We start from the raw sequence: 24,331 nt of genomic DNA, 5'->3' as shown, positions 1-24,331 counted from the left end.
ACAGGTGAACAGTCAGCTTCGGAGCAACCGCGCCAGGCCAACCGTCAACGGGGTCGGCTCAGGCAGCTTGAAGCTGGCCAGCAAACGCTGGTTATTTGCCCGCGAATGGCGAATGTCTCCCGAGCGTGCCGGGCCGTAAGTCACGGCAGGCAACGTACCAATGGCCTCTTCCAGCGCCTGCAGCACCTGCTTTAGGGTAGTCGTGCGGTTCCAGCCGACGTTGATCGCCCCCAACGGCGCGTCCGGGGCTTCGATGGCCTGCACCAGCACGTCCACGAGGTCTTCCACGTACATGAAGTCGCGGGTCTGCTCGCCATCGCCGAACACGGCAATCGGCAGGCCTTGCTGAGCCCGTTCACTGAAGATGCTGATCACGCCGGAGTACGGCGATGACGGATCCTGGCGCGGGCCGAAGATATTGAAGAAGCGGAAAATCACCGGTTCCAGGCCATGCTGCCGCCGGTAGAAGTCGAAGTAATGCTCGCCGGCCAACTTGTCCGAGGCATAGGGCGTCAACGGCGCCTTGGTGGTCTCTTCGTCAATGGAAGCGCCTTCGCCGTTGTTGCCATACACTGCCGCGCTGGAAGCGAATACCACCCGCTTCACACCGGCTTTGCGCATGGCTTCGCAGACATTCAGGGTACCGACGAAATTGCTCTGGTGCGTGCTGACCGGGTCATCCACCGAGGCCTGCACCGAAGCGACCGCCGCCAGGTGCACCACCGCCGTCGCACCGACAGCGGCACGCGCCACCATCCCGGCGTCGGCGACATCCCCCTCGAGCAGCTCGACGCGCGGGTTGTCCAGCGGCAGGTTGCTGCGCTTGCCCGTGGACAGGTTATCCAGCACACGTACCGCATAGCCCTTGGCAAGCAGCGCATCGACCAGGTGCGAGCCAATGAAGCCCGCGCCACCGGTGATCAGTACCAACGGATCAGCCTTACTCATTGTTGCGGATCTTCTCGACAATGGCGGTGGTCGAGCTGTTCTCAACCAGGCCCAGCACTTTGACCTTGCCGCCGTAGGCGCTGACGATGTCGGCCCCGACCACCTGGTCGACGGAGTAGTCGCCGCCCTTGACCAGCACGTCCGGCTTGACCTGGGCCAGCAGGTTTTCCGGGGTGGCTTCAGGGAAGCTGATCACCCAGTCCACCGCGCCCAACCCGGCCAATACCGCCATGCGTCGGTCGACGCTGTTGATCGGACGGCCAGGGCCCTTCAGGCGGCTGACCGACGCATCATCGTTGACCGCGACGATCAGGCGATCACCTTGGGCGCGAGCCTGCTCCAGGTAGGTCACATGGCCGGCGTGGAGGATGTCGAAACAGCCATTGGTGAACACAATGCTTTCGTTGTGGGCACGGGCATCGTCAATCGCCAGCAGCAATTGCTCGATGCTCAGCACACCACGTTCCGAACCTTCGGAGCGCTGGATCGCCCGGCGCAGTTCAGGCGCGCTGATCGCGGCCGTCCCCAGCTTGCCGACCACAATGCCCGCCGCCAGGTTGGCCAGGGCCACGGCGTGGGGCAGCTCTTCGCCGGCCGCAATGGAGGCCGCCAGGGTGGAAATCACGGTGTCACCGGCACCGGTGACGTCAAACACTTCACGGGCACGCGCCGGCAGGTGCATCGCCGGGTGACCGGGACGCAGCAGGGTCATGCCGTGCTCGCCACGGGTCACCAGCAAAGCGCCGAGGTCAAGGTCGGCCATGAGTGCCGCGCCTTTGCTCACCAGGTCGTGCTCATCGGCGCAACCGCCGACGATGGCTTCGAACTCGCTGAGGTTCGGCGTGATCAGGCTGGCACCTCGATAAATCGAGAAGTCCTTGCCCTTGGGATCGGCCAGTACCGGAATGTTCCGCGCCTTGGCGGCCTGGATCAGTTCCTGGTGGTTCTTCAGGGCGCCTTTGCCGTAGTCGGACAACACCAGCACCTTGATACCTTCGAGCAACGCGTCGACCTGGCCACTGAGGGCCAGGGCGTCGGTGGCGAAGGGTTCTTCGAAATCGATACGCAGCAATTGCTGGTGACGGCTCATCACCCGCAACTTGACGATGGTCGGCTGATGGGCAATACGCTGGAACAGCGCGCGCACGCCGGCGCCGCGCAGGCTGTTGGCCAGGCTGTCGGCGGCTTCGTCGTCGCCGGTCACACCGACCAGGGAGGCCGGGGCGCCGAGGGCGGCAATATTGAGGGCAACGTTGGCAGCGCCGCCTGGACGGTCTTCGATTTGCTCGACCTTGACTACCGGTACCGGCGCCTCAGGGGAAATCCGTGAGGTACCACCATGCCAGTAACGGTCGAGCATGACATCGCCGACCACCAAGACTGGGGCTTGATCGAATCGCGGCATGGACAACTTCATGGAGCAACCCACATACAAAATGAACAGGGGCGCGATATTAGCACAGGGTGAGCGCCGCCTAGTTCGAGAGCTTTATCCGCGATGCATCAGGCACTGAAACTGATCACTTTTTAAACAGTGCCGCCAGGATCTGCTCCACGGCTTCGGCCAACTCGACCTCATCGGTATTGATTTCGCAGTCGGCCGCAAGCGGCGCCTCATAGGGGCTGTCCAACCCGGTGAAGGCCTTGATGCGCCCGTCCAGTGCCGCACGGTACAAGCCCTTGGGGTCGCGCCGGGCGCATACGTCAAAGGGCGTGCTGACATAAATCTCAAAGAACTGCTCCGGCCCGAACAGCGCCCTGGCGCTCGCCCGATCGACGCTGAACGGCGAGATCGCCGACACAATGACAATCAAGCCGGCGTCCACCATCAGGCGCGCCACTTCGCCGATACGCCGGATATTTTCCTTGCGCGCCGCATCGCTCATGCCCAGGTCATTGCACAGCCCCGCGCGCAAATTATCGCCATCAAGCACGAAGGTGTGCCGCCCCTGCTCGTTGAGTTGCACCTCCAGGGCATTGGCCAGGGTCGACTTGCCGGACCCGGACAGCCCCGTCAGCCATACGCAGCAGGGCTGCTGATGCTTGAGCGCCGCCCGTGCGGCCACCGACAGCGATAGGGCAAAGGGACGGATGGCAGCGCAACCGCCGGCCAGCAACTGGCTATTCATAACCCAACACCTCGTAGTCACGTTGATAGGCACGCCTGACCAATCGGCGCGTGCGCGAGGAGCAAAAGTCCCTGACCGGCCCGTGGCGACGCTCCAGTGAAACATTCAGATGCGGCAGGGATGAGTCCACCCCGAGGCGTTCGCACAGGTGCTGGAAGTCTTGCTGCAAAGACTCCTGGCGCCCGAGAAAGTCCATGGCCATCTGGCCCATGTGGTCGACCAGGAAGTCGGTCTGGGGAGCGAAGTGCAATTGGCGTCGCAGATTGTCCGGGTGCAGCCAGCCGGCAACGAAATGGTCGAAGTCACGGTAGCTGGAAACCAGCGCCTGGGCTTGCAGGTCGCGAGGGCCCATGGCGTTGCCGCGCAAATAGGTGTAGGCCGAGTAGGCCCGCTCGAGCGGGTCACGCACGAACGCAAATTTGAAGCTGCGCTCGCAGTGCTGGGGAAATTGCTGCTCATACCAGTAATACGGCAAATGCCCCGGCCAGCGCCCCTCGAGAAGTGCCGAGCACACACTGCTGCCGGCGCACTTGGGCACATGGATAAACACGCACCGGTGGCGCTCGAAAGCCGGGTTGAGCGTTACGACCCCAGACAGGGATTTGTTCACCGCCTGACGATCCACCACCGACAAACGCCCCAACAGAAACACCCTCTGGTGTTTGGGTAGCAGTTTCCACAGTAGATGTTGCAGCATTCCAATACCCACGCAAGAAGGTTAGCCCTCTCGTTCGTCATTCGAATCGAGAAGGCCAACATAACAAACGACAGGCAGTGGATTATTTGGCTTTGGTCAAGCCCTGTAACGGGCCGGATACAAACACCGGGGCGCATTGCACGCCCCGGCGGGTCAGGTGATGTTTGCCGTGGCCGGCTCGTCCAGCCCCATGGCGTGCAGGCGCGAGTAATAACCGCCCATGGCCAGCAGTTCGAGATGTGTCCCGCGCTCGACAATTTCACCGTGGTCCATCACCAGAATCAGGTCGGCTTTCTCGATGGTGGACAAACGATGTGCAATCACCAGGGTGGTGCGACCTTTCATGACCTTGTCCAGTGCAGCCTGGATATGCCGCTCGGACTCGGTATCCAGGGCCGAAGTGGCCTCATCGAGGATCAGCAGCGGGGCATTTTTCAGCAGGGCCCGGGCGATCGCCAGGCGCTGACGTTGACCACCGGAAAGCAGCACGCCGTTTTCACCGACTTCGGTGTCCAGGCCTTTTGGCAGCTCGGAAATGAAATCCATGGCGTAGGCGTCGGCGGCGGCTTTCTCGATATCGGCACGGGGTGCATCCGCGAGGTCGCCGTAGGCGATGTTGTTGGCCACGGTGTCGTTGAACAAGGTCACATGCTGGGTCACCTGGGCCACGTGACGACGCAGGTTACGCAGGCGGTAGTCTTCGATCTCGACCTCGTCCAGCAGGATTTCCCCGGTTTCGTGATGGTAGAAACGCGGGATCAGGCCGGCCAGGGTCGACTTGCCGCTGCCCGAGCGGCCGACCAGGGCGATCATCTGCCCAGGGGCTGCGCTGAAGCTGATGTTCTTGAGCACCTCACGCTCCGTACCCGGGTAGGTGAAGCTCAGGTTGCGCACGTCCAGGCGACCGCTGACGCGATCACGCTCCACGGTGCCGCTGTCGACTTCGGGCTCTTCATCCAGTTGTTCGAAGATGCTCTCGGCGCCGGCCACGCCTTTCTGGATCGTCGAGCTGACTTCCGACAGCTGGCGAATCGGCTTGGGCAGCAGGCCCGCCGCAGTAATGTAGGCCACCAGGTCACCCGCCGTGGCTTCACCGCGCAACAGCAGCACCAGGAACATCAACGCGGCCATGGCCGTGTAGATCACCAGTTGCAGCATCGGCGTATAGACCGCACCGGTCTTGTTCATGCGCAGCTGCTTGTCGGTATTGCCCTGGCTGGCAGCGGCAAAGCGGCGCTCCTCGTAGCTTTCGCCACCGAAGCTGCGCACCACGCGGTACCCCTGGATGGTTTCCGAAGCGACGTGCGTCACATCGCCCATTGCCACCTGGATCTTCTTGCTCTGCTTGCGGAATTTCTTGCTGGTGCTGCCGACCATGATCGCGATCAGCGGCAGGATCGCCAGCATCACGAGGGTCAGCTTCCAGTTCATCCACAGCAGGTAGCCGAACAGGAACACCACCGTCAGGCCTTCGCGGATCACCACCTTGATTGCATCGGTGGCCGCACCGGTGACCATGGTCACGTTGAAGGTGATACGGGAAATCAGGTGCCCGGAGTTGTGGGTATCGAAATAGCGGTTCGGCAACACCAGCAGCTTGTTGAACAACTGGACCCGCAGGTCATGCACCAGCCCCAGGGAAACCTTGGCCAGGTAGTAGTTGCCCAGGAACGACCCCAGCCCCTGCCACGCGGCGATCAGGATGATCAGCAGCGGCACGGCCATCAGCAACTTCAGGTCCTTGAACAACGGGATCTTGGGCAGGAACACCACATCGGGGTTGCTCAAGCCATCGACGAAGTACTTGAGAATCCCGGCGAGCATTGGCTGGGTCGAAGCGAAGATCACGAAGCCCACGATACTCAGCAGGAACATGCCGAGGTACGGTTTCACATAGCCCAGCAGCCGGAAATAGATTTTCAGGCTGGATTCCTGGTCCGCTTTGGGCGGTGCGTCACTCATGTGTCGAGCTCACTGATTGGGTAGGACGCGAACTTTATCACACGCGTCGGGTTTGGCCCGAGCCCAGACCAAAACACTGGCCAGGCCAATCGGCAGCCAGGAGATAAACCACTCGGCCCGCGGTGTGCCGGTCAGGCTGGCGGCATCGAATTGCATGGCCAGGAACGAAAACACCCACATGCCGATGATGCCCTTGCCATAGAGCGTGTCGCGGGCCTTCCAGGCTTGCCACAGCACACCGAACCACAGGCCGCACCACAGCAGCAGGCCCGGCAGGCCCAACTCGATGCTCACGTGGGTGAACAGGTTGTGGGAGTGATCGAAAAAGAGGTTGTCGGCAAATACCTTGTAGTCCCCACCCAGCCCCAGGCCGGTCCACGGGCGCTCGCTGATCATCTGCACAGCGGCCATGAAGATCTGCGGGCGGTAAGACACGCCACGGGCCAGCATCAGGGATTGCATGGCGAAGAACACCGCCAGCGCCGCAATGACCGCGCCAATGGCAATCACCGTGCTACGGCGGTCTCGGCACCAGGCGGGCATCGCCACCACTGTCAGCAACAAGGCCAGTGCGGCACCACGACTTTGGCTCAACACCACGAAAAGTCCGAGAAAGCCGATAGACAGCACCCATGCCACTTGCATCCAACGACCACGGGGCAACCAGTGCAACAGCCAAACCGCAGCCAGGCCAATCACGTAGGCGCCCAGGATCGGGTGGGCCAACTGCCCTAAACCTTCGAGGCGGGCAGTCCAGGCATTCTGCTCAACACCATAGAACCTGATGATCGCCACCAGCGACGACAAGGCAAGCCCGAAACCGCCCCACTGCATCACACGAATGACGCGTTCGGTTCGACCACACGCAAACACAGGAAAAAACAGCAGGAACACACCGATATACAGCAGGCGCTTGGCCTCGCGCGACGGGTCTTCGACATTGGTCCACGACAGACTGACCAGCCCCCAGACGGCGAGCGCAGCGACCAGCAGGCACAGCCAGCGCTGTTCGCGCCAGACTTCCTTGAGACGCTCACGCGCCGACCAGGCAAACACCATTGCCGGCAACCACAGAAACAGCGTCAAGCCTTGTTGATAGATCTTATTGGTCGGCGCGAAGGCAATAGCCAACAAAAACCAAAGTAACCCGAAAACCATCCATACCTGCGCCCAACGACTTGCTTGCATCACCCGCTCCTGAATACGTTCAACCCACCAACCCGGCATGGTTAAAACCCAAAACTTTCGGCATTATTACCGATCACTGTGCCCGCGACCCCCACAAGGCTTTCCGACGATGCAATGTTCAAGGCTTTCCCAAGCCGATTTAACCGCGATGATTGAAGGTGCCAAAATCCTAGAACAGGACAGCTATGGCCCCAAAGTCTACCTGCTGACCGACGGGAATATCCTCAAACTGTTTCGCCGCAAGCGCCTGCTGTCGTCCGCGCTGTTTCGCCCGTACTCCAAGCGTTTCATCGACAATGTGGCGCAGTTGCAACAGCGCGGCATCCCGACCATGACCGTGCTCGCGTTCTTTCAACTGACGACCCCCGGCATGACCGCCGTACTCTATCGTCCTTTGCCGGGCGAAACGCTGCGCCAGATTTCCAGCCGTGAAGGCTTTGACTGGCGTACGAACCTCGACCCGCTCGTGGCCCTTATTCGCCGCTTGCATGGCGCGGGCATCTACTTCCGCTCGTTGCACCTGGGCAATATTGTCGTGACACCGGACAATGAAATGGGCCTGATCGACGTGGCCGACATGCGCTTCCTGCGCGCGCCCTTGAACCCTGAATTGGCAAGGCGCAACCTGCAACACTTCGCGCGCTATATTGCGCGCGAGAAGCTGAACGAACGCTTTCCAATGCAAGCACTGGAGCAAGCGCTGTCAGCGGCATGAGAACAGCCGCCGGGTGGTTTCGGTGAAATCATTCCAGGCTTGCTCCGGCGCCAACGCCCGCGACTGAGCCTCGACAACCTGTGCACTGGAACTCATGAACGCACGGTTCAGGAGGTCGGCCCAGGACGCGGTGCTGTCTACGGGCGCGTACCAGCCGGCATCACCCAGTTGTTCGCGGAACACCGCCAGCTCACTGGTCAATACCGGCACGCCGGCCATCACCGCCTCTTGCAGGATCAACCCCAGGCCCTCTTCCGTGGACGGAATGGCAACCCAGTCAAATGCCCGATAAAGGGTCGCCGCCTCAGGAAAATGCCCCGGCAGGGACACCTTGTCGCGCAAGCCAAGCGCCTCGATACGCGCCTCGAGCCTGGGCCTCGCCGGCCCCTCGCCGATGATCACCAGGCGCGCATCCGGCTGATCGGCCGTCGCAATGGCAAAGGCCTCCAGCAAACAGCCAAACCCCTTGCCGTCTACCAGTCGGCCTACCGCACCCACTGCCAGCGAGCCATCCAACGGCAGTCCCAGGTGGGAGCGCGCCTGCTCACGGGTAAGCACTGCGGCACGGAACACAGCAGGATCGAAGGCACTGCGCAGCACCGCCACAGGCCGTTGCAGGTAACGCTCAAGGGAGCTGGCGAGGGTTTGCGACACGGCCGCCAGGGTCAGTTGCGACGCTGGAAGCTGCTCGACGAGCTTGCGATCAGCTTTGCGCAAGCGCGTGACACCATGAAAAATCACCACGGCGCGCACCTGCGGCAAATGCTTTAGCACCGGTAAAAGCACGCGTGCGACACCGATGCCATCAAGCAACACAACCTGCACATCTTCAGGCAGGGCCTTTTGGAAACGCGCACGCATCCAGGGCATCAGCCACTTCCACAGGTGCCGCCCCTTGAGCCTGGCAGATGAGAGGTTCCACTCGACGGCCTCTTTGACCAAGCCATCGTTACCCTCGGCGCTGCCCTGAAGCAACCAGGTGTGCACCCGTACATCGCTGTCGGCCTGGGACAATATCTGCTGATGAACCTTCTGCACCGAAGCGAATGCAGAGCCACCAGCCCACATGATGTTGAGAATACTCATCGAAAAAACCTTATGCGGTGTGGGTGCGGCTCGTCGTACTTACTAATGGATCAACCAGCCGATACCGACCCCAAGGATCAGCATGACGGCCAGCTTGACCCGCTCTCGTCGCTTACGCCGCTCCTTGGTCAAGCGCTCTCCTGCCGTCGCCACATGCAAACCAAAACCGGTGTGCAAAACGGCATCACCTTCCAGGGTAACGGCGGCCAGGTTCAGCTGCGCGTAACGCCTGGAAAGCCCTTTCTCACCTTCAAACCCGGCATAGGGCGCGCACAACCAATATTCCTTGATACGCCGCAGGCCCGGGTTCAGCGAGAACCCCTGCCAGTCAGGCTTATCGGACAGCAAAGGATAACAAGGCACCCCACCAATCACCTCACGCGCCCCCAGATGAATATAGGGACTGTGCACCTGCAAATCGTAGACGTAATTACGCAACCAGACTTGCAGAATATCGGGACGCTGCTCCAGGACCGTCTTGGAATCCTCGACAAAACCGGGTCGATAAAACGCCCAATCATCTTCGCAATGGAATATGTACGGGGTCTTGACCGACCCGTAGGCCAAGTCGATGGATGCCAATTGCCCCAGCTTCGGGCGGTTGATCAGGAACGTGCAATGGCCGAGCCAATGCTCAGGAATCGCCAGGCGGACCGCGTCATCGCCAGAGTCTTCGGTAATGAAGACTTCGCGAATGGCCGCTGTATTGAACAGATCGAAGCTCGTGAGCGTGCGCTTCAACAAATCGAAGCGACCACAACTGGTCACGACGAGCGTTATATCGCTTTGAGCGGAGAATTGCATTCAAGCCTCAAAATATCATAAGGCCACTAAGTGCGGCCACTTGGCAGATATCAAACGCCCAGTTTCAAGCGCAACTTTTCCAGCAAACTCAATGGGGCTCGGGGACGCAGCGGCGGCTTCAGCGCTTCGACAATGCGCTGTCCGATGCGCGCAAAGCTGAACTGACTGACCGCGAGGTCTTGCCCGTTGCGCGCAATCTCGGCCGCCAGTTGAGGATTGGATCGCAATGCAGCGAGTTTTTCCTGCAACTGGGGAATGTCTTTGTAGAACACCACATTGACCATGTCCTTGAAGCCAAGGGCCTGGTTTTCCGCAGCCCCCTGGTCAAACGCCAGCAGCACACAACCACAGGCCATGGCTTCGAAGTTCTTGATCATATACTCGCCCATGCCCACGTCGGCACTGACGAAAAAACGAATCCGGTTGAGGGTTGCGCAGTATTCCTCACCGGATTTGGTGCGTGTGACCACCAAAGGTTCAACGCGGGCCAACTCATCGAGCAATGCCTTGCGACCACTGTAGGCCACGCTGTTGGTGCTGCCGACAAAGGCCAGCTCAATGTCGCGCTCCAGCCCCTGGGCCTGCAACAGCGCCTGATCGTAGCCCTTGGGCACGAACACCGCATCGAAGCCTTCGGCGCGCAGGCGTTCGGTCACCATATGCCCCGAACTGATGACCCGCGCCCACGGCAACCGACGGTAGTGGGCACTGAACTTGCCCGTGTACTTGCAGGGAATGTAGTTCTGGTAGGCATCGTGTTCGAGGATCACCAGGTTCGGGATCGTACGGATAAAGCCGGCCTGGCGAATCTCCTGCTTGAACCGCAGGAAGAACACGATGCGGTCATAACGGGTCACGTCGACTTCACGCTTGAAGTAACCGCGCAGGTTGCGCTGCTCAGCACTGTTCAGCCAGCGGGTATCGCACTCGCAGTGCTCGGCAATGCCTTCGTACAGGCGATCGAGAATCGCGCGCTGTTCTTTCTGTACCAGAAACAAAACTTTCATGACCTTCCCTTTCACAAATGCCGTCACAAACGCCAGAACAACTCATGCCGTCGTACGGCTTTGCGGAAAAACTCGTTCTCACCATAAGGCGACCGCGCCCGCCCCGCCAAGACCCGTTGCAGCCAGCGCCGCACACGACGCTTGAACGGTGGGGCGGGTTGCAGGTCATGCATCATGCCCAGCGCCATGGCCTTGTCGCGCTGCCGGCCCGGCGACAGCGACAGGCTGCACGGCCACAGTTCCAGCGTGTCATCGAACAGCGGCGGCAGGGCAATACCGGCGCCCGCGTCGCCCATGGGCCAGCGGTCGTTGTCATGCAGGTGGTTGGCGTAACCGAGCACGGTGGTCGGCTGCCATTCCAGACCTTGCAAGGCTTCGATCACCGCTTGCTGCGCACAGATGTGGTCCGGATGAGGGTCCAGGATCGGATGGGGCAAGACGATCACTTCAGGGCGTGCAGTCAGCAGCAACTGACGCAGATCGGCGAGCAGGTTCTGCCAGGTCGGCAGGCCATCGGCATCCGCCGGCAACGGGAAAGGGTTGAATTGGCGGAACAGGCGGGTATCCGACAGGTCGGCCTCGTGCGAAGCGATCGGCTGATCAGGCGCAGCGCGCATCGCCGGCAGTTGCAGGCAGAAGTAACCCAGCTGCACGCAGTGCGCCTGTGGTACGCCGGCCCAAAGCGGCACGGCAATGCTGTCCCAGGCACGCAGGCGCCCTTTGGTCCGCGCGGCCTCGACCGGATCCAGGCCCATGCGTTGATAGTGCTCGGCTTCGATTTCACCGGCGGTAAGGGTCACGATCCATGGCTTGTCGGCCTGGCTGTAAAGACCGAAGGCAGCCAATTCGGCATCGTCGGCATGAGGCGCGATAACCATGACCCGCTGCGCCGAATAATCCGGCGTGCCCCAGGCCCACAGCCGAGGAGCGCCCTGCACAGTACAAAAACGCCCGCGCAAGCGCAGCTCACCGGACATCAGGGCCGGCGCCCAGCCACTGAGGTTCAGGTAGCGAACGCCATTCACCCCGCGCTCGAAGGCCTGTCGGTCAGTGCTCTCGCCGCCCAGAATCTCAATGGCCGGATCCAGGAAACGTCCCAACCAACCACTCTTGACCTTGATAGCCAATACCAGGGTCGCCTCGGCCTGCAGCGGCGAATCCACCCTTAGCCGGTCACCGTCGAAGCGAACCCCGGCCACCTCGGCATCCGTCGAAAACCGGTATTGGTAGTCTTCGTTGGGCGCATAAAACAGATGGTCGGCAAACCATGCTTCGTGGGCGACCCAGGCCAGCACACCGAGCACCAGCGGCAGCCACCACGCCACCCAGATACCGATCACCACCAGCAACAGCAAGCCGATCAGCAAACCGACCCGTTTGTTGCGCCGATGGCGCTTGAGCAATTGCTGTTTGCGGCTCATACGGTCAGCACCGGCACAGGGTTGCACCATCGGTCCTTGTACTCACGGTCGGCACGCCCGAAGGAGAAACGCAGCGGCTTGCCCACCTCACGGGCCTGTTCCCAGGCGCCCTGGGTGTTGAGGAAGCTCAGAACACTGCCCGGGCTGAACGCACGGGTTTCAGGGTCGACGCCGCCATTGACGTACTCCACGCTGATCCACTCCGGCGACTCGACCCGGTACACCAACTGGACAGCGATGGGCGCATCATTGAGGAAGATCACCGAACCGATCAGCCATTCGCGCAGCAGCTCGATCACCTCGGCCATGCGCTCGGCGCCGGTGGCGACAAAGCCCCAGCGGCGCAGGAACAGATCGCAGTAGATCGCGGCCAATTCCCCACTGGAAAACTCGCTCACCGGTCGCACCACCCCACCGGCCTCTTCGAGCAAGCGCAGTTCGCGACGCTGGTTGTAGCGAAACTTCTTCGACAGTTCTTCCGGGGTGCGGGCCATGGCCAACTGTTCGGCCTGGGGCTTGAGGCCGCTGAAACGGCCTTCATTCAGGGCCGACAAATAGCGCGCACGGTGCCGCAAGGGCGCCTGGGCTGCAGGCGCAGCGGGCAGGATCAACTCGGCGTTGCCCAGGTCGAACAGGCCTTTTTTGCCGCGCTGCTTGAGCACATCCTTGGACAAGGCCAGGTCGCGCCCCCAGGTCGCGATGCAGGCCTGAAGCTCGCCGCCCTGCTCCCAGGCCAGGTAACGCACGGGGATGTCGGCCAGCCCGGCCAGACGTTCGATCACTTGTGGGTGAGTCGCGACACTGCCGCCAAAACGTTGCCAGGCATCGCTGTAGACCGGCGCGTCGACGACGGACCAGCCACGCTCGCGCCAGCCTTGGAATCGATTGAGCATCAAGCCCCCGCGGTCAGTTCAATAACGTGCGGCAATTGCCAGAAGGTATCGCGTACCGCCTGATCCGAGAAACGCTCGCGCAGGCGCTCCAGCATCATCTCGGCGCACTGCCGTTGCTGGTGTTGGTCCATCGCTGCCAGATGCCGCAGCCCCTGGGCAAGGTGTTCGGCATCGCCGAAGGGAAACAGGATACCCACGCCTTCGACCACTTCCTTCGCGCCGCCACAGGCCGTGGCCAGCAACGGGACGCCGGCCGCCATGGCTTCCAGCAGCACCATGCCAAAGGGTTCATGGTCGGAGCTCAGGGCAAACACATCGAATGCCCGAAAGTACCGACGCGCCTCCGGCACCTGGCCGAGGAACAGCACCTTGTCGGCAATGCCCAGCTCCCGTGCGAGGGCCTTGAGGTCCTGCTCCAGGCGACCGCTGCCGAGGATGGCCAGGCGGCTTTCGGCCGGCAAGTGCGCCAGCGCCTGGGCAAAGCCCTTGAGCAGCGTGGCCTGGTCCTTGTCCGGGTGCAGGCGACCGACATTGCCGACCACCCATTCATCCGGCGACAACCCCAACGCGTCGCGCGCCTCATGTGCAGGCACCTGGGTGGCCTGCAAGGCGTCGACGTCGATGCGGTTGTACAACGTCTGGATGCGCGCCGCCGGCCAGGTCGGCAGGCAGCGGCGCATATCGTCACGCACCGCGTCGGAAACCCCCAGCAGGCTCAGGCGCTTGCGGAAGATCCCGGCAAACAGCCTGCGACTGCGACGCTGGTAGTCACCAAAGGCGTGATGCACGCCAATCACCGGCAGCCGCGTGCCGAGCAAGGCGATGTAGATCGGCTTGAAACGGTGCGCGATACAAAAGCTGAAGTTGCGCGACGCGGCGATCTTGCGCAGTTCACGAATGGCACCCAGCTTCAGGCCACGAATGGCCTTGGAGCTGAATTCCATGAACAACACTTCATCGGACGCACAACCGGCGGCCACGTGCGGGTCGGCGACCCCGGTGAGAAACACCGTGGTCACCTTGTAGCCGGAGCCTGCGAACAAACTGGCGTACTGCCGCGCGCAGTCCAGGAACGGACCGTCATAGCCATGGCAGAACTGCAGGACGTGGCGTTCAGCCGAGCGCGTCATAAGGGTCCACGCCGTCTTTGACGACCAGGATGTCTTCCATGATCAGGTACTGCAGGTCGGAGCCGAAGAACATGTTCAGCGCGTCGGTCGGCGAGCAGATCATCGCTTCGCCACGACGGTTGAGCGAAGTGTTCAGGGACACGCCGTTGCCGGTCAGTACTTCCAGCTCTTTCATCATGTCGTAGTAGCGCGGGTTGTATTCGCGCTTGAGCACCTGGGCGCGGGAGGTGCCGTCTTCATGCACCACTTCCGGCACGCGGGTCTTCCACTCTTCCGACACTTCAAAGGTGAAGGTCATGAACGGCGCCGGGTGATCGACCTTGATCATCTGCGGGGCCACGGTGTCGAGCATCGACGGGCAGAAAGGCCTCCAGCGCTCGCGGAACTTGATCTGGTGGTTGATGCGGTCGGCCACGCCGGTCGCACTTGGGCAACCGATGATCGAACGACCGCCCAGGGCGCGCGGGCCAAACTCCATGCGGCCCTGGAACCAGGCCACCGGGTTGCCGTCGACCATGATCTTGGCAATGCGCTTGGGCATGTTCTCGATCCTGCGCCAGTTCGGCTTGCTCTCGTGCTTGGCGCAGGCGGCGATTACGTCTTCGTTGCTGTAGGACGGACCGAGGTAGACGTGCTCCATCTTCTCCACCGGTACACCACGGGCGTGGGACACGTACGCGGCGGCACCGACAGCAGTGCCGGCATCGCCGGACGCCGGCTGCACGAACAGCTCTTTCACGTCGTCACGGGCAATGATCTTCTGGTTCAGCTTGACGTTCAGCGCGCAGCCGCCGGCGAAGGCCAGCTTGCCGGTGTCCTTGAGGATATCGCCCAGGTAATGGTCGATCATCTGCAAGGCCAGCTTTTCAAACAGCGCCTGCATGCTGGCGGCGTAGTGGATGTACGGCTCGTCGGCGATGTCGCCTTCGCGCTTGGGGCCCAGCCACTCGATCAGTTTCGGCGAGAAGTAGAAGCCCTTGCCCTTCTCTTTATAACGGCGCAGGCCGATGACGTTGGCGTAGTCGGTGTTGATCACCAGCTCACCGTTTTCGAACGAGGCCAGGCGCGAGAAGTCGTACTTGCTGGCATCGCCATACGGCGCCATGCCCATGACCTTGAACTCGCCGTCGAGCATCTCGAAACCGAGGAACTCGGTGATCGCGCCGTACAGGCCGCCGAGGGAGTCCGGATCGTAGAATTCCTTGATCTTGTGGATCTTGCCGTTCTCGCCGTAGCCGAAGAACGTGGTGGCGTACTCACCCTTGCCGTCGATGCCGAGGATCGCGGTCTTCTCCTGGAAGCCGGAGCAGTGGTAGGCGCTGGAAGCATGGGCCAGGTGGTGTTCAACCGGTTCGATCTTGATTTTCTTCGGATCGAAGCCCAGTTGCTCCAGGCACCAGACGATCTTGTTGCGGTAGCGCTTGTAGCGACGGTTGCCCATCAGGATCGCGTCAAGCGCGCGGTCCGGGGCGTACCAGTAACGCTTGGCGTAGTGCCAGCGTGCCTCGCCGAACAGGCTGATCGGGGCAAACGGGATCGCCACCACATCAACGTCGGAAGGCTTGATGCCGGCCTGTTCCAGGCAGAACTTCGCCGACTCGTAGGGCATGCGGTTCTTTGCATGTTTGTCGCGTACGAAGCGCTCTTCTTCGGCGGCCGCGATCAGCTTGCCGTCGATATACAAGGCTGCGGAAGGATCATGGCTAAGGGCGCCGGACAGGCCAAGAATCGTCAATGCCACAGGGGTCTAGCCTCTTTTAGTCTGCATGCAGGCGGGTTGCGCCTGAAAAAAGTGTGCTTCCCGCCTGGGCAGGAAACAGCTAAAGGGCGGGATTATAGCTCAAAAGCAGTGGGAAGCTGTTAGCGGCAAGCGGCAAGAGGGGCTAGCGGAAGATCTCGATGCTGCCGTCCTTGTTCTGGCGGTAGATCGTATAGGGCAGCATCAGCGTGTCCAGCACCCCGGAGGCCGCGAATTCGATGGCGATGATCGGCAAGGCACCGGGCCCATGGTCGATCAGGCTGATGTCGCTCAGGCTTTTATCAGGCTTGGGCTCGCCATTGAGGGTGCAAAACCCGTACATCACCCCGCTGTAGATACGCGGCACGTTTTCACAGTGGCTGCGTGAATCCTTGAGGTTCTTGCTGGTCACGACATCAGGGCGGAACACGGTATTGATACTTCCGCAACCGGCAAGCGCCAACCCGGCGACCAGACACAAGACTTCCGATGCAATCCTCACGAACCACTCCTTTTGACCCAGGCCATTGTCATTTGCCGAAACGGATAACGCTAACATCGACAAACCTGGAGCCCCAGTGTAGTAACACCGACTTGCAACGTAGGCGGATTCCTAAATGATAAAAATCGCCCGAGTCACTAAACTCGCGGCCTTTTGCGCGCTTACACACTAAGCGCCACGGATTCCGGCCGACTCATGAACCACCTCACCCGCCTCACCCTGTTATTGCCCGGCCTGTTCGCCCTGTGCAACACCGTCCAGGCAGACGACACAGCCCTGACCCTCGACCCCAGCGTCGTCACCGGCTCGCGCAGCGCCAGCCCGACCTTCGACCTGCCGTACTCGGTGGACGGCATCGGCCGCGAGCAGATCAGCGACGGCCAATTGGGCATCAACGCCTCCGAAGCGCTGGCCCGCGTGCCCGGCCTGGTGGTGCAGAACCGCCAGAACTATGCCCAGGACCTGCAGATTTCCTCCCGTGGCTTCGGTGCCCGTTCGGCCTTCGGTGTGCGCGGCATCAAGCTGATCGCCGACGGCATCCCCGCCAGCACCCCGGATGGCCAGGGCCAGGCCGCCACGTTCAACCTCGACACCGCCGAGCGTATCGAAGTGCTGCGCGGCCCGGCCGCGACCCTGTATGGCAGCAATGCCGGCGGCGTGATCCAGATGTTTTCCCGCGATGGCGAAGGCCCGCCGCGCATCGGCGCCGAAACCCTGGTGGGCAGCGACGGCCTGAACAAGAACCACCTGAGCGCCGAAGGCGCGGCGAACGGCGCAGGCTTCGTACTCGATGCCTCGCGCATGGACACCAACGGCTACCGCGACCATAGCAGTGCCCGTCGCGACCAGACCTTCGCCAAGCTCAACTTCCAACCGGATGACGACAGCAAGCTGGCGCTGATCTACAGCAGCCTGGAGCAGAACGGTACCCAGGATCCACTGGGGCAAACCTGGGACGCCTACAAGGCCGACCCGCGTTCGGTGAGCAGCAATGCGCTGACGTACAACACGCGCAAAAGTATCGATCATCAGCAATTGGGCATGAATTATGAGCGGTATTTCGGTGATGCGACGCTGCAGGTGAATGGCTATACCGGGCGGCGGAGTGTGGTTCAGTATCTGTCGATACCCAAAGGCACTCCGGCCAACGAACGTGGCGGTGGCGTGGTGCAATTCGACCGCAAGTTCTACGGCGGCAGCGTGCGCTGGATGCAGCCCGTCGAAAGCGCTCCAGGGGACTTGATGATCATCACCGGCCTGGACTTCGACCAGAGCGAAGACAGCCGCCACGGCTATCAGAACTACAGCGGCAATACCCTCGGCGTAAAAGGCCAGCTACGCCGCGACGAAATCGACACGGCACGCAGCCTGGATCCATACATTCAGGCCAACTGGGCGCTCGACCGCTGGACCCTGCAAGCGGGCGTGCGCCATAGCACCATGCAGATGGATGTCGATGATCAATTCCTGAGCAATGGTGATGCCAGCGGCAGCAAGACCTATCAGAAAAACACCCCATCGATGAGCGTGATGTACGCGTTCACACCTGAGTTGCACGGCTACGTCAGTGCCGGCAAAGGCTTCGAAACCCCGACCCAGGCTGAATTGGCCTACGCACCAGGCAATGTCGAGGGCTTCAATTTCGGCCTTAAGCCTTCCGAAAGCACCCAGTATGAAGTCGGCTTGAAGGCCCAGTTGAACGACACACGAATCAACGCTGCCGTGTTCCAGATCACCACCGAGGACGAACTGGTGGTGGCGCAATCCAAGGACGGCCGCACCAGCTACCAAAACGCCGGCCGCACCCTGCGCCGCGGCTTCGAACTGGGCATCGAAAGCCAACTCAGCGAACAGTGGAGCACCAACCTCGCGTACACGCGCCTGCAAGCCACCTACGACAGCGACTTCACCAGTGGCACAACTCCCGTGGACAAAGGCAACTACCTCCCCGGCGTGCCGCAAACCACGCTGTTCGCCGAGCTGAACTGGAAACCCCGGGACTGGGTCAGTACCGCTGTCGAAGGCCTGTACCGCAGCAAGGTCTACGTCGAAGACACCAACAGCCAACACGCCGCGCCGGGCTACAGCGTGTTCAACTGGCGCGCACGGTTCGAGCAGAAGGTCGAACACTGGACCTTCCACCAGACCCTGCGCCTGGATAACCTGCTGGACCGCCAGTACGTCGGTTCGGTGATCGTCGGCGACAGCAATGGCCGCTACTACGAAGCGGCGCCCGGGCGCTCGTGGTATGCCGGGGCGGGTGCGGAGTATCAATTCTGAACGCACCACACCTTCAATGTGGAAGGCCCCGCGCTGTCGCACAGCAAACCGCCCCCCTGTGGCAAGCCCGCTCACCACCGGAATGCGGTCGCCTGAAACTGTTTATGCAATAAGGGGAGTTTGCTCATGACCCCAAGCATCGGATGGAGTCCAGCTTTCGGGGTGCAACACTAGACGCGCTCCAGCATCCGCCGGCTGGCAAAACTGAAGCTCAGCACGATAAAGATCAGCACCCCGGTCGCCACCTGCTGCCAGTAGAAATTCCAGCCGATCAGCAGCAGCCCGTTGGCGATCACGTTGATAAACAGCACTCCGAGCAGCGTCCCGGGAATGTTTGCCCGGCCCTGTCGGCTCAAGGTGGTGCCGATAAACACCGCGCCAATCGCATTGAGCAAAAACGCGTTCCCGGACAGCGGCACATAGGCGCTGACTGTCGAGCTGAGCAACACACCGGCCACCCCACAGGCCAGGGCGGTAGCCAGGGCCACGATGGTGACGATCCGCCGCACCGACAACCCCGAGTAATACGCCAGCAGCGGCTGGGTGCCCTGGGCCAGCAACTCGCGGCCCAGGCGTCCGCGCGCCAGGGCCAGGCCGTAGAACAGCGCCAGCCCCACTACCACCAGCAGCGGTGTCAGCCCAGTGAGCTCAGGCTTCAAGCCTTGGCTGATATAGATCGGCTGGCCGCCGTCCGAGAGCAGTTGCTGGGCGCTCGTGCCGATAAACAGGGTGCCCAGGGTGGCCAGGAACGGACTGATTCGCAGCCCGGCAATCAGGCCGGCGTTGACCAGCCCCACCAGCAGCGCCGCCGCCAGCGCGCCCGTGGCCGCCACCGCCCAGCCATGGCCGCCATTGAGCAGCACCACAAAGCTGAAACTGGCAAAGTCCAGCGCCGTGCCCACCGACAGGTCGATGCCACCGGCCGCCACCGCGTAGGTCATGCCGATGGCGACAATCGCCAGCAGCACGAAGTTGTTCAGCACCAGGCTTTGCAGGTTGCCCGCACTGAGGAAGCCCGGCGCTTGCAGCGCAAACACCACGACAATCAGGGTGAACACCAGTGGCAATGTCAACGGCAATACTGCGCGTGCGTTCATGCCGTCGCCCCTCGGTTCACTGCACTGGAGGCTGCGACGACCAGCAGGATCAACAAGCCCTGCACACCATTGACCCAGAAGCTGGAGAGGTTAAGCAGTTGAAAGCCATTGATCAGAAAACCGATCAACAGCGCCGCCAGCAAAGTCCCCGGAATGCTCGCCACCAGCCGGCGGGAAAACACCACCCCGAGAAAAGCGATCGCCACCACCGACAGCAGCATGTCGCCGGAACCGGTGGTGCTGCCGCTGAAGAACGCCGCCGAACACAGCGCAGCCACGCCGGCACATAGACCGGACAGCAGATAGCTCGACAACACATAGACGGGCACCCCAATGCCCGCCGCCTCGGCCGCCTGGGGGTATTCGCCCACCGCATGCAGGCGCAGCCCATAGGCCGAGTGCTGGATAAGCAGCGTCAGCGCGCCCGCCGTCACCAGCAGCACCCAGGCCAGGGCCGGTACGCCCAACCAAGTGCCACCACTGAGCAGGTCCAGCAGCGGCGAGTCCGTGGAGACCACCGTGTTCTCCGTCAACACCAACTCCAGCCCTGCCAGTACATTCATGCTCGCCAGGGTCGCCAGCAACGGCGGCAAGCGCAGCACCACCACGGCCAGCCCATTCAGCAAGCCGACGGCCAAACCGCAGCCCAGGGTCAGCAGCAACGTCAACCCGAGATCCAGGCCGGCGTTATTGAGGCGGCTGAATACCGCCGCGCACAACCCCAGGTTGGCCGCCAGCGACAGGTCCAGTCCTCCAGCCACCACGTTCGAGCCGCCGCCGATAATCACGCAGGTGAGCCCGAAGGCCAGCACGCCGAGGATCGCCGACTGGCTGAACACATTGGCCAGATTGCCCACCGACAGAAAATTCGGCGCAGCCACGGCAAACCCCAGCAGGATCGCCACAAACACCCCCACCGAACCACGGCGCAGCACCAGCACCCACAATCGCTGCGATAACCCAGGCGTCGCCGTTTCAAGCATGTTCCACCTCTCGAGCGCTTAAAGCCGCTGCAGCCACGGCCCCCGTTGCACAGGCCAGCAACTGATCGCTGTCTGCCTCCCCGGCACGGAACTCACCGGCGATCTCACCCCGATGCAGCACCAGGATTCGGTCACTGATCCCCAACAACTCCGGCAAATCCGACGACAACACCAGCACCGCCGCGCCCTCTTCCACCAAGCGTCCGATCAAGCGATAGATCTCCACCTTGGCCCCCACATCCACCCCCACACAGGGCTCATCCAGCAGGTACACCGCCGAGCGGCGGCTCAGCCATTTCCCCAGGGCGACCTTCTGCTGGTTGCCACCACTGAGTTGGCTGACCGCCGCTTGGGGCCCCGGCGCCTTGATCGCCAATTCGTCGATCAGCCGCAGGCTTTCCGCCTGCTCCTTGCGGCGGCTCAACAAGCCCCAGCGGCTGAACCGCCCGAGCCCCGCCAGCGTGAGGTTTTCCAGCACCGAAAGCACTGGCGAAATCCCCTGGCTGCGCCGCTCTTCCGGCACCAGCGCAAGGCCTTCGGCAATCGCCTGGCCCGGCGAACGCAGGCGCAGCAAACGCCCGTCCAGATGCACACTGCCGCTGTCGGCGCGCTCGACACCGAAAAGTGTCTTGAACAACTCCTTGGCTCCCGAGCCAACCAGCCCGGTCAAACCGACGATTTCTCCGCGCCGCACCTCCAGATCGATCTGCCGATAGCGCCGCGCCAGGCTCAACCCGCGTACCTGCAACAGCGGCGCCCCCAGTGCAACCTTGGCCTTGGGGTACATCTCCTGCACTTCGCGATTGACCATCAGTCGCGCAATCTCGGCACTGGACGTATGCCGGGGCTGCACCACCGCCACGTCCCGACCATTGCGCAGCACCGTGACCTCATCGCAGAGGCTGTCGATTTCCTGCAGGTAATGGGAGATGTACAGGATGGATAAACCCTGGTCGCGCAGGCGCTTGACGATGCGCAGCAACTGATCGACTTCACGCTTGACCAACGCCACGCTGGGTTCGTCGAACACCAGGATCTTCGGCTGGCGAATCAACGCCCGGGTGATTTGCAGCACCTGGCGTTCGGCGCTGTTCAGCTCGCTCACCAGCGCACCGACGGGCAATTGCAGATCAAAATATTCCGCCAGCAAGCGCTCGGCTTCACGTTGCTGCCGACGTCGATCCACAAAGGGCCCGCGCCGCAATTCATGCCCGAAAAACAGCGCCTCGCCCACGGTAAAACTGGCGGGCAACAGACGCTCCTGATGGATGAACTGCACGCCCAGCGCATCCACCTGGCGCGGTGACAAGGCGGCATACGACTGGCCGTCGATACTCACCTGCCCCGCGTCCGCCTTGTGGATGCCGGCCAGGATCTTGATCAAGGTCGACTTGCCCGCACCGTTCTCCCCCACCAGGCCGTGGATGCTGCCGCGTTCGACTTTAAGGCTTGCGTCATCCAGCGCCAGGGTGGCCCCAAAGCGTTTATGCAGGTGTTGCAGGTGCAATGCCGGCATCAGTCACCCCGCAGTTGCTGAACCTGGTCCAGGTTGGCTGCGGTGGTCAGCAGCGTGGCCACATGGGTTTCCTTCGGCAGGTCACGTTGCCCGGCCAGGTATCGCGCCACGTTCTGCACAGCGGTCTTGCCGATCAACGCCGGTTGCTGCGCCACCACCGCCCCCACCGGCGAATTTGCCTGGCCGAGCAGCGCCAGCACTTCCGGCGTACCGTCGACGCCGTAAGTCTTGATCTCGGTGCGCTTGGCATCGATCAGCGCCTTGCTCGCGCCCAACTGCGGAATGTCCCACGCCGACCAGATCGCCGAGACGCTGCCCGCCGGGTACTTGTTGAGCAGCGCCGAGACTTGTGAATAAGCATCCTGCACGGTGTTGGGGATCACGTCGCGAAGCTCCGGCTGGATGATTTCCAGCTGGGGGTAATCCTTGAGCGCCAGCTTCAACTGGTCATAACGGATCGCACACACCGGCACGCCGTAGAAACCGTTGAACACCAGGATCTTGCCTTTGCCGCCGGCGTCCTTGATCAACTGATCGGCCAACGCCTTGCCGGTGGCGACGTTGTCGGAGGTGGTGTTGTTGAGGCTGTACTGGGACGGTGCATCGATGGTGAACAGCGGGATGCCGGCCTTGCTGATGCGCTTGAGCCAGGGGTCGATCACGCTGAGGGTGCCGAGGGTCTGGATCACGGCGTCGGGTTTCTGGGTGACCACGGTTTGCAGCTGGGTCACCAGGTTCTTGTCGTTACGCCCGGCATCAAGGGTGATCGGCGTGCCGCCCAGGCGCTTGATCTCATCGACCTGGGCCTGGAACGCCTTGATATCGAAATAGTGACTGGTGCCGGTCATGCTCACGGCAATGCGCTTGCCGGCCAGGGACGGCACGGCCTCATCGCCCTCGGCGGCCTGGACACTGACGACATGGCCCAGCAACAGCGCGGCGCCAAGGCAGATCAAACGGGAAAGCGAGGAAAAGCTGGAAGGCATACAGGGCTCCGCTGCGACCGGTGAAAGGGTTCACCAGGAGGCATTGCAGAGCCCGTGCCAGGATTTTTATTGCATTAAATCAAGGGGGTAACGTTTCCGCATGAAGGCAGACTGTCGTTCTGGGGCAACAACTGTCTGTTAACTGTTGTTCAGGCAACAGTTCTTACTATTGAACGCGTCAGTAGACTCGCACAACCACGGCCGTCGGTTACTCAGGTGCTGCGCGTTGACACTCTAAAATCGCGGACATAGAATTTGCCGCAAATGGACTGGGGGATCCCGGTCGGCGTTATAGCCTCGGTGAGTCTCACCGGGGCTTTTCGCTTTCAGCAGTAGGGAAAATTTTCAGCCCCCAATTTTCAAAGCCCTCTCCCACCTTGCTCCGCCCTCCACTGCAATAAAACTTGCGTTTGAGCACGTCAAAGGCACGATTTTCCTGGCCCGGTCGTAAAACGCTCATGCCGATGGGGCGCGCAACAAGATCCGCAAGCTGCAACCCCGTAGAGTTGACCTGCTTCGTGGCAAACACGATGTCAAATGGTAGGCGGATACCTGGACGGTTGGCTCCATCGCACATCCGACGAAACTCCAACTCAAGCTCGTTATCCTCTTTACGACCTCGACGCTCAAAAATCACATGCGTCAGTGCGCTCTGCTGATTTTTCTCATGTAAAAACTCGTGAAGCGTCTCAAGACAGAAGCCCAAAGCCAGATGGTAGGGGTTGTGTATTGGGCCTTGCTGCTCTCTAAGCGTAGCTTTATCAATCACACAACTGATCAAGACGAAATTGCTCGACTCAATGATGCTGGTCAGCTCCTCCAGGAAAACATGCTTGTGTTGGCGAGAGACAAACATACTGGAGAACGCCCCTTTTTCCTTACGGATTTCCAGCTCATGCAAGCCAACAAGGTCATGCCCCATATGATTGAACTTGAACTTTTGAAGGGCAGGGATGACCTTTTCGCAATAGTGCCTCTTATGGAAAACACAGAAAGCTAAAACAAACATGGGGTAGTTGACATCAAGTGTCTGCATCCCGTGATCGCCACTTTCATCCACATAGACGATGAAGTCGCTGAACTCCCCTTTTGGCGGTTTCGCTGCCACAACTTCTGCAACACGCTCCGCCTCACTCTCACTTTCAAAGAGCAGAAACTGCGGAGGGGTTAGTTTTTCATCTGCCATGGGATATTTAATCCTAGGTTTTAGGTTCTTCTGGGCCGCCCCTCTACGTTCATATTGCCCTCA

The 24,331-nt window shown here is 61.4% G+C and carries 21 protein-coding genes; 2 read left to right on the top strand and 19 right to left on the bottom strand.

The genetic code is table 11. The annotated features are described in order from the left end of the window. Positions 1-12: 12 nt before the first annotated feature. From AC07OT_RS20575 to AC07OT_RS20550, 6 genes are all read right to left on the bottom strand, one after another. Positions 13-948, bottom strand: coding sequence for an NAD-dependent epimerase/dehydratase family protein (locus AC07OT_RS20575; protein WP_495108924.1), 936 nt, complete (start codon positions 946-948; stop codon positions 13-15). Beyond that, complete coding sequence (gene hldE, locus AC07OT_RS20570; protein ID WP_065925651.1) at positions 941-2,365, bottom strand: bifunctional D-glycero-beta-D-manno-heptose-7-phosphate kinase/D-glycero-beta-D-manno-heptose 1-phosphate adenylyltransferase HldE; 1,425 nt, start codon at positions 2,363-2,365, stop codon at positions 941-943. The genes AC07OT_RS20575 and hldE overlap by 8 nt, the downstream gene beginning before the upstream one ends. A 103-nt stretch (positions 2,366-2,468) precedes the next feature. Continuing rightward, positions 2,469-3,077: an adenylyl-sulfate kinase gene (cysC, locus tag AC07OT_RS20565; protein WP_141156587.1), complete on the bottom strand. Its 609-nt coding sequence runs from the start codon at positions 3,075-3,077 to the stop codon at positions 2,469-2,471. After that, positions 3,070-3,774 carry a sulfotransferase family 2 domain-containing protein gene (locus tag AC07OT_RS20560; protein WP_495108923.1) on the bottom strand — a complete coding sequence of 235 codons (705 nt, stop codon included), beginning with the start codon at positions 3,772-3,774 and terminating at the stop codon, positions 3,070-3,072. Before AC07OT_RS20560 ends, cysC begins: the two co-directional genes overlap by 8 nt. A gap of 153 nt (positions 3,775-3,927) precedes the next feature. Beyond that, complete coding sequence (msbA, locus tag AC07OT_RS20555) at positions 3,928-5,736, bottom strand: lipid A export permease/ATP-binding protein MsbA (protein WP_065940849.1); 1,809 nt, start codon at positions 5,734-5,736, stop codon at positions 3,928-3,930. A 9-nt stretch (positions 5,737-5,745) separates the two neighbouring features. Beyond that, entirely contained in the window at positions 5,746-6,924 is a 1,179-nt protein-coding gene (locus AC07OT_RS20550; protein ID WP_495108922.1) for an O-antigen ligase family protein, read from the bottom strand. A 148-nt stretch (positions 6,925-7,072) separates the two neighbouring features. Between AC07OT_RS20550 and AC07OT_RS20545 the strand changes: the two genes are divergently transcribed. Then, positions 7,073-7,639, top strand: a complete 567-nt coding sequence (locus tag AC07OT_RS20545; protein WP_495108921.1) for a BUD32 family EKC/KEOPS complex subunit — start codon at positions 7,073-7,075, stop codon at positions 7,637-7,639. Here AC07OT_RS20545 and AC07OT_RS20540 read toward each other — a convergent pair. The 8 genes from AC07OT_RS20540 to AC07OT_RS20505 form a co-directional block, all read right to left on the bottom strand. After that, positions 7,628-8,725, bottom strand: coding sequence for a glycosyltransferase (locus tag AC07OT_RS20540; RefSeq protein ID WP_495108920.1), 1,098 nt, complete (start codon positions 8,723-8,725; stop codon positions 7,628-7,630). The two genes, AC07OT_RS20545 and AC07OT_RS20540, sit on opposite strands and share 12 nt — an antisense overlap. A gap of 42 nt (positions 8,726-8,767) precedes the next feature. Continuing rightward, a complete protein-coding gene (locus AC07OT_RS20535) occupies positions 8,768-9,529 on the bottom strand; it encodes a glycosyltransferase family 2 protein (protein ID WP_141156582.1) in 762 nt (253 codons plus the stop codon). Positions 9,530-9,579: 50 nt separating this feature from the next. Next, positions 9,580-10,536 (bottom strand): glycosyltransferase family protein, encoded by a 957-nt coding sequence (locus AC07OT_RS20530; RefSeq protein WP_495108919.1) that lies wholly within the window; start codon positions 10,534-10,536, stop codon positions 9,580-9,582. Positions 10,537-10,559: 23 nt separating this feature from the next. Continuing rightward, positions 10,560-11,957 carry a PIG-L deacetylase family protein gene (locus tag AC07OT_RS20525; protein WP_495108918.1) on the bottom strand — a complete coding sequence of 466 codons (1,398 nt, stop codon included), beginning with the start codon at positions 11,955-11,957 and terminating at the stop codon, positions 10,560-10,562. Beyond that, entirely contained in the window at positions 11,954-12,850 is an 897-nt protein-coding gene (locus AC07OT_RS20520; RefSeq protein WP_027604942.1) for a GNAT family N-acetyltransferase, read from the bottom strand. Before AC07OT_RS20520 ends, AC07OT_RS20525 begins: the two co-directional genes overlap by 4 nt. After that, the gene (locus AC07OT_RS20515) at positions 12,850-13,980 is read right to left on the bottom strand and encodes a glycosyltransferase (RefSeq protein WP_141156579.1); all 1,131 of its coding nucleotides are present in this window, start codon (positions 13,978-13,980) and stop codon (positions 12,850-12,852) included. The genes AC07OT_RS20520 and AC07OT_RS20515 overlap by 1 nt, the downstream gene beginning before the upstream one ends. Further along, complete coding sequence (locus AC07OT_RS20510) at positions 13,964-15,721, bottom strand: carbamoyltransferase family protein (protein WP_027604944.1); 1,758 nt, start codon at positions 15,719-15,721, stop codon at positions 13,964-13,966. Before AC07OT_RS20510 ends, AC07OT_RS20515 begins: the two co-directional genes overlap by 17 nt. A 142-nt stretch (positions 15,722-15,863) precedes the next feature. Further along, the gene (locus AC07OT_RS20505; RefSeq protein ID WP_065940840.1) at positions 15,864-16,220 is read right to left on the bottom strand and encodes a YceK/YidQ family lipoprotein; all 357 of its coding nucleotides are present in this window, start codon (positions 16,218-16,220) and stop codon (positions 15,864-15,866) included. A 195-nt stretch (positions 16,221-16,415) separates the two neighbouring features. On the opposite strand from AC07OT_RS20505, the gene AC07OT_RS20500 reads away from it, so the two are divergent. Further along, the gene (locus AC07OT_RS20500; RefSeq protein WP_495108917.1) at positions 16,416-18,500 is read left to right on the top strand and encodes a TonB-dependent receptor family protein; all 2,085 of its coding nucleotides are present in this window, start codon (positions 16,416-16,418) and stop codon (positions 18,498-18,500) included. Between the two features lie 170 nt (positions 18,501-18,670). Here AC07OT_RS20500 and AC07OT_RS20495 read toward each other — a convergent pair whose 3' ends face one another. The 5 genes from AC07OT_RS20495 to AC07OT_RS20475 all read right to left on the bottom strand — a co-directional run bounded on the left by AC07OT_RS20495 (position 18,671) and on the right by AC07OT_RS20475 (position 24,268). After that, positions 18,671-19,597, bottom strand: a complete 927-nt coding sequence (locus AC07OT_RS20495; protein WP_146476847.1) for an ABC transporter permease — start codon at positions 19,595-19,597, stop codon at positions 18,671-18,673. Beyond that, positions 19,594-20,580, bottom strand: coding sequence for an ABC transporter permease (locus tag AC07OT_RS20490; protein WP_495108916.1), 987 nt, complete (start codon positions 20,578-20,580; stop codon positions 19,594-19,596). Before AC07OT_RS20490 ends, AC07OT_RS20495 begins: the two co-directional genes overlap by 4 nt. Then, positions 20,573-22,096, bottom strand: a complete 1,524-nt coding sequence (locus AC07OT_RS20485; protein WP_495108915.1) for a sugar ABC transporter ATP-binding protein — start codon at positions 22,094-22,096, stop codon at positions 20,573-20,575. Before AC07OT_RS20485 ends, AC07OT_RS20490 begins: the two co-directional genes overlap by 8 nt. Continuing rightward, positions 22,096-23,082, bottom strand: a complete 987-nt coding sequence (locus AC07OT_RS20480; protein ID WP_065940835.1) for a sugar ABC transporter substrate-binding protein — start codon at positions 23,080-23,082, stop codon at positions 22,096-22,098. The genes AC07OT_RS20485 and AC07OT_RS20480 overlap by 1 nt, the downstream gene beginning before the upstream one ends. Positions 23,083-23,389: 307 nt before the next feature. Beyond that, positions 23,390-24,268: a DUF3800 domain-containing protein gene (locus tag AC07OT_RS20475; protein WP_495108914.1), complete on the bottom strand. Its 879-nt coding sequence runs from the start codon at positions 24,266-24,268 to the stop codon at positions 23,390-23,392. Between the last annotated feature and the right edge of the window lie 63 nt (positions 24,269-24,331).

Source organism: Pseudomonas sp. GW821-FHT09C10 (assembly GCF_059418085.1).
Note: the sequence above shows the minus strand (reverse complement) of the source record. Positions and strands in the feature narration are given on the sequence as shown.

Coding starts and splice junctions, on each gene's coding strand:
- AC07OT_RS20540 (WP_495108920.1), bottom strand. CDS start 8,725: ATGAGTATTCTCAACATCATGTGGGCTGGTGGCTCTGCATTCGCTTCG.
- AC07OT_RS20515 (WP_141156579.1), bottom strand. CDS start 13,980: ATGACGCGCTCGGCTGAACGCCACGTCCTGCAGTTCTGCCATGGCTAT.
- AC07OT_RS20530 (WP_495108919.1), bottom strand. CDS start 10,536: ATGAAAGTTTTGTTTCTGGTACAGAAAGAACAGCGCGCGATTCTCGAT.
- AC07OT_RS20480 (WP_065940835.1), bottom strand. CDS start 23,082: ATGCCTTCCAGCTTTTCCTCGCTTTCCCGTTTGATCTGCCTTGGCGCC.
- AC07OT_RS20560 (WP_495108923.1), bottom strand. CDS start 3,774: ATGCTGCAACATCTACTGTGGAAACTGCTACCCAAACACCAGAGGGTG.
- AC07OT_RS20520 (WP_027604942.1), bottom strand. CDS start 12,850: ATGCTCAATCGATTCCAAGGCTGGCGCGAGCGTGGCTGGTCCGTCGTC.
- AC07OT_RS20475 (WP_495108914.1), bottom strand. CDS start 24,268: ATGGCAGATGAAAAACTAACCCCTCCGCAGTTTCTGCTCTTTGAAAGT.
- cysC (WP_141156587.1), bottom strand. CDS start 3,077: ATGAATAGCCAGTTGCTGGCCGGCGGTTGCGCTGCCATCCGTCCCTTT.
- AC07OT_RS20490 (WP_495108916.1), bottom strand. CDS start 20,580: ATGCTTGAAACGGCGACGCCTGGGTTATCGCAGCGATTGTGGGTGCTG.
- hldE (WP_065925651.1), bottom strand. CDS start 2,365: ATGAAGTTGTCCATGCCGCGATTCGATCAAGCCCCAGTCTTGGTGGTC.
- AC07OT_RS20575 (WP_495108924.1), bottom strand. CDS start 948: ATGAGTAAGGCTGATCCGTTGGTACTGATCACCGGTGGCGCGGGCTTC.
- AC07OT_RS20525 (WP_495108918.1), bottom strand. CDS start 11,957: ATGAGCCGCAAACAGCAATTGCTCAAGCGCCATCGGCGCAACAAACGG.
- AC07OT_RS20500 (WP_495108917.1), top strand. CDS start 16,416: ATGAACCACCTCACCCGCCTCACCCTGTTATTGCCCGGCCTGTTCGCC.
- AC07OT_RS20545 (WP_495108921.1), top strand. CDS start 7,073: ATGATTGAAGGTGCCAAAATCCTAGAACAGGACAGCTATGGCCCCAAA.
- AC07OT_RS20485 (WP_495108915.1), bottom strand. CDS start 22,096: ATGCCGGCATTGCACCTGCAACACCTGCATAAACGCTTTGGGGCCACC.
- AC07OT_RS20535 (WP_141156582.1), bottom strand. CDS start 9,529: ATGCAATTCTCCGCTCAAAGCGATATAACGCTCGTCGTGACCAGTTGT.
- msbA (WP_065940849.1), bottom strand. CDS start 5,736: ATGAGTGACGCACCGCCCAAAGCGGACCAGGAATCCAGCCTGAAAATC.
- AC07OT_RS20495 (WP_146476847.1), bottom strand. CDS start 19,597: ATGAACGCACGCGCAGTATTGCCGTTGACATTGCCACTGGTGTTCACC.
- AC07OT_RS20550 (WP_495108922.1), bottom strand. CDS start 6,924: ATGCAAGCAAGTCGTTGGGCGCAGGTATGGATGGTTTTCGGGTTACTT.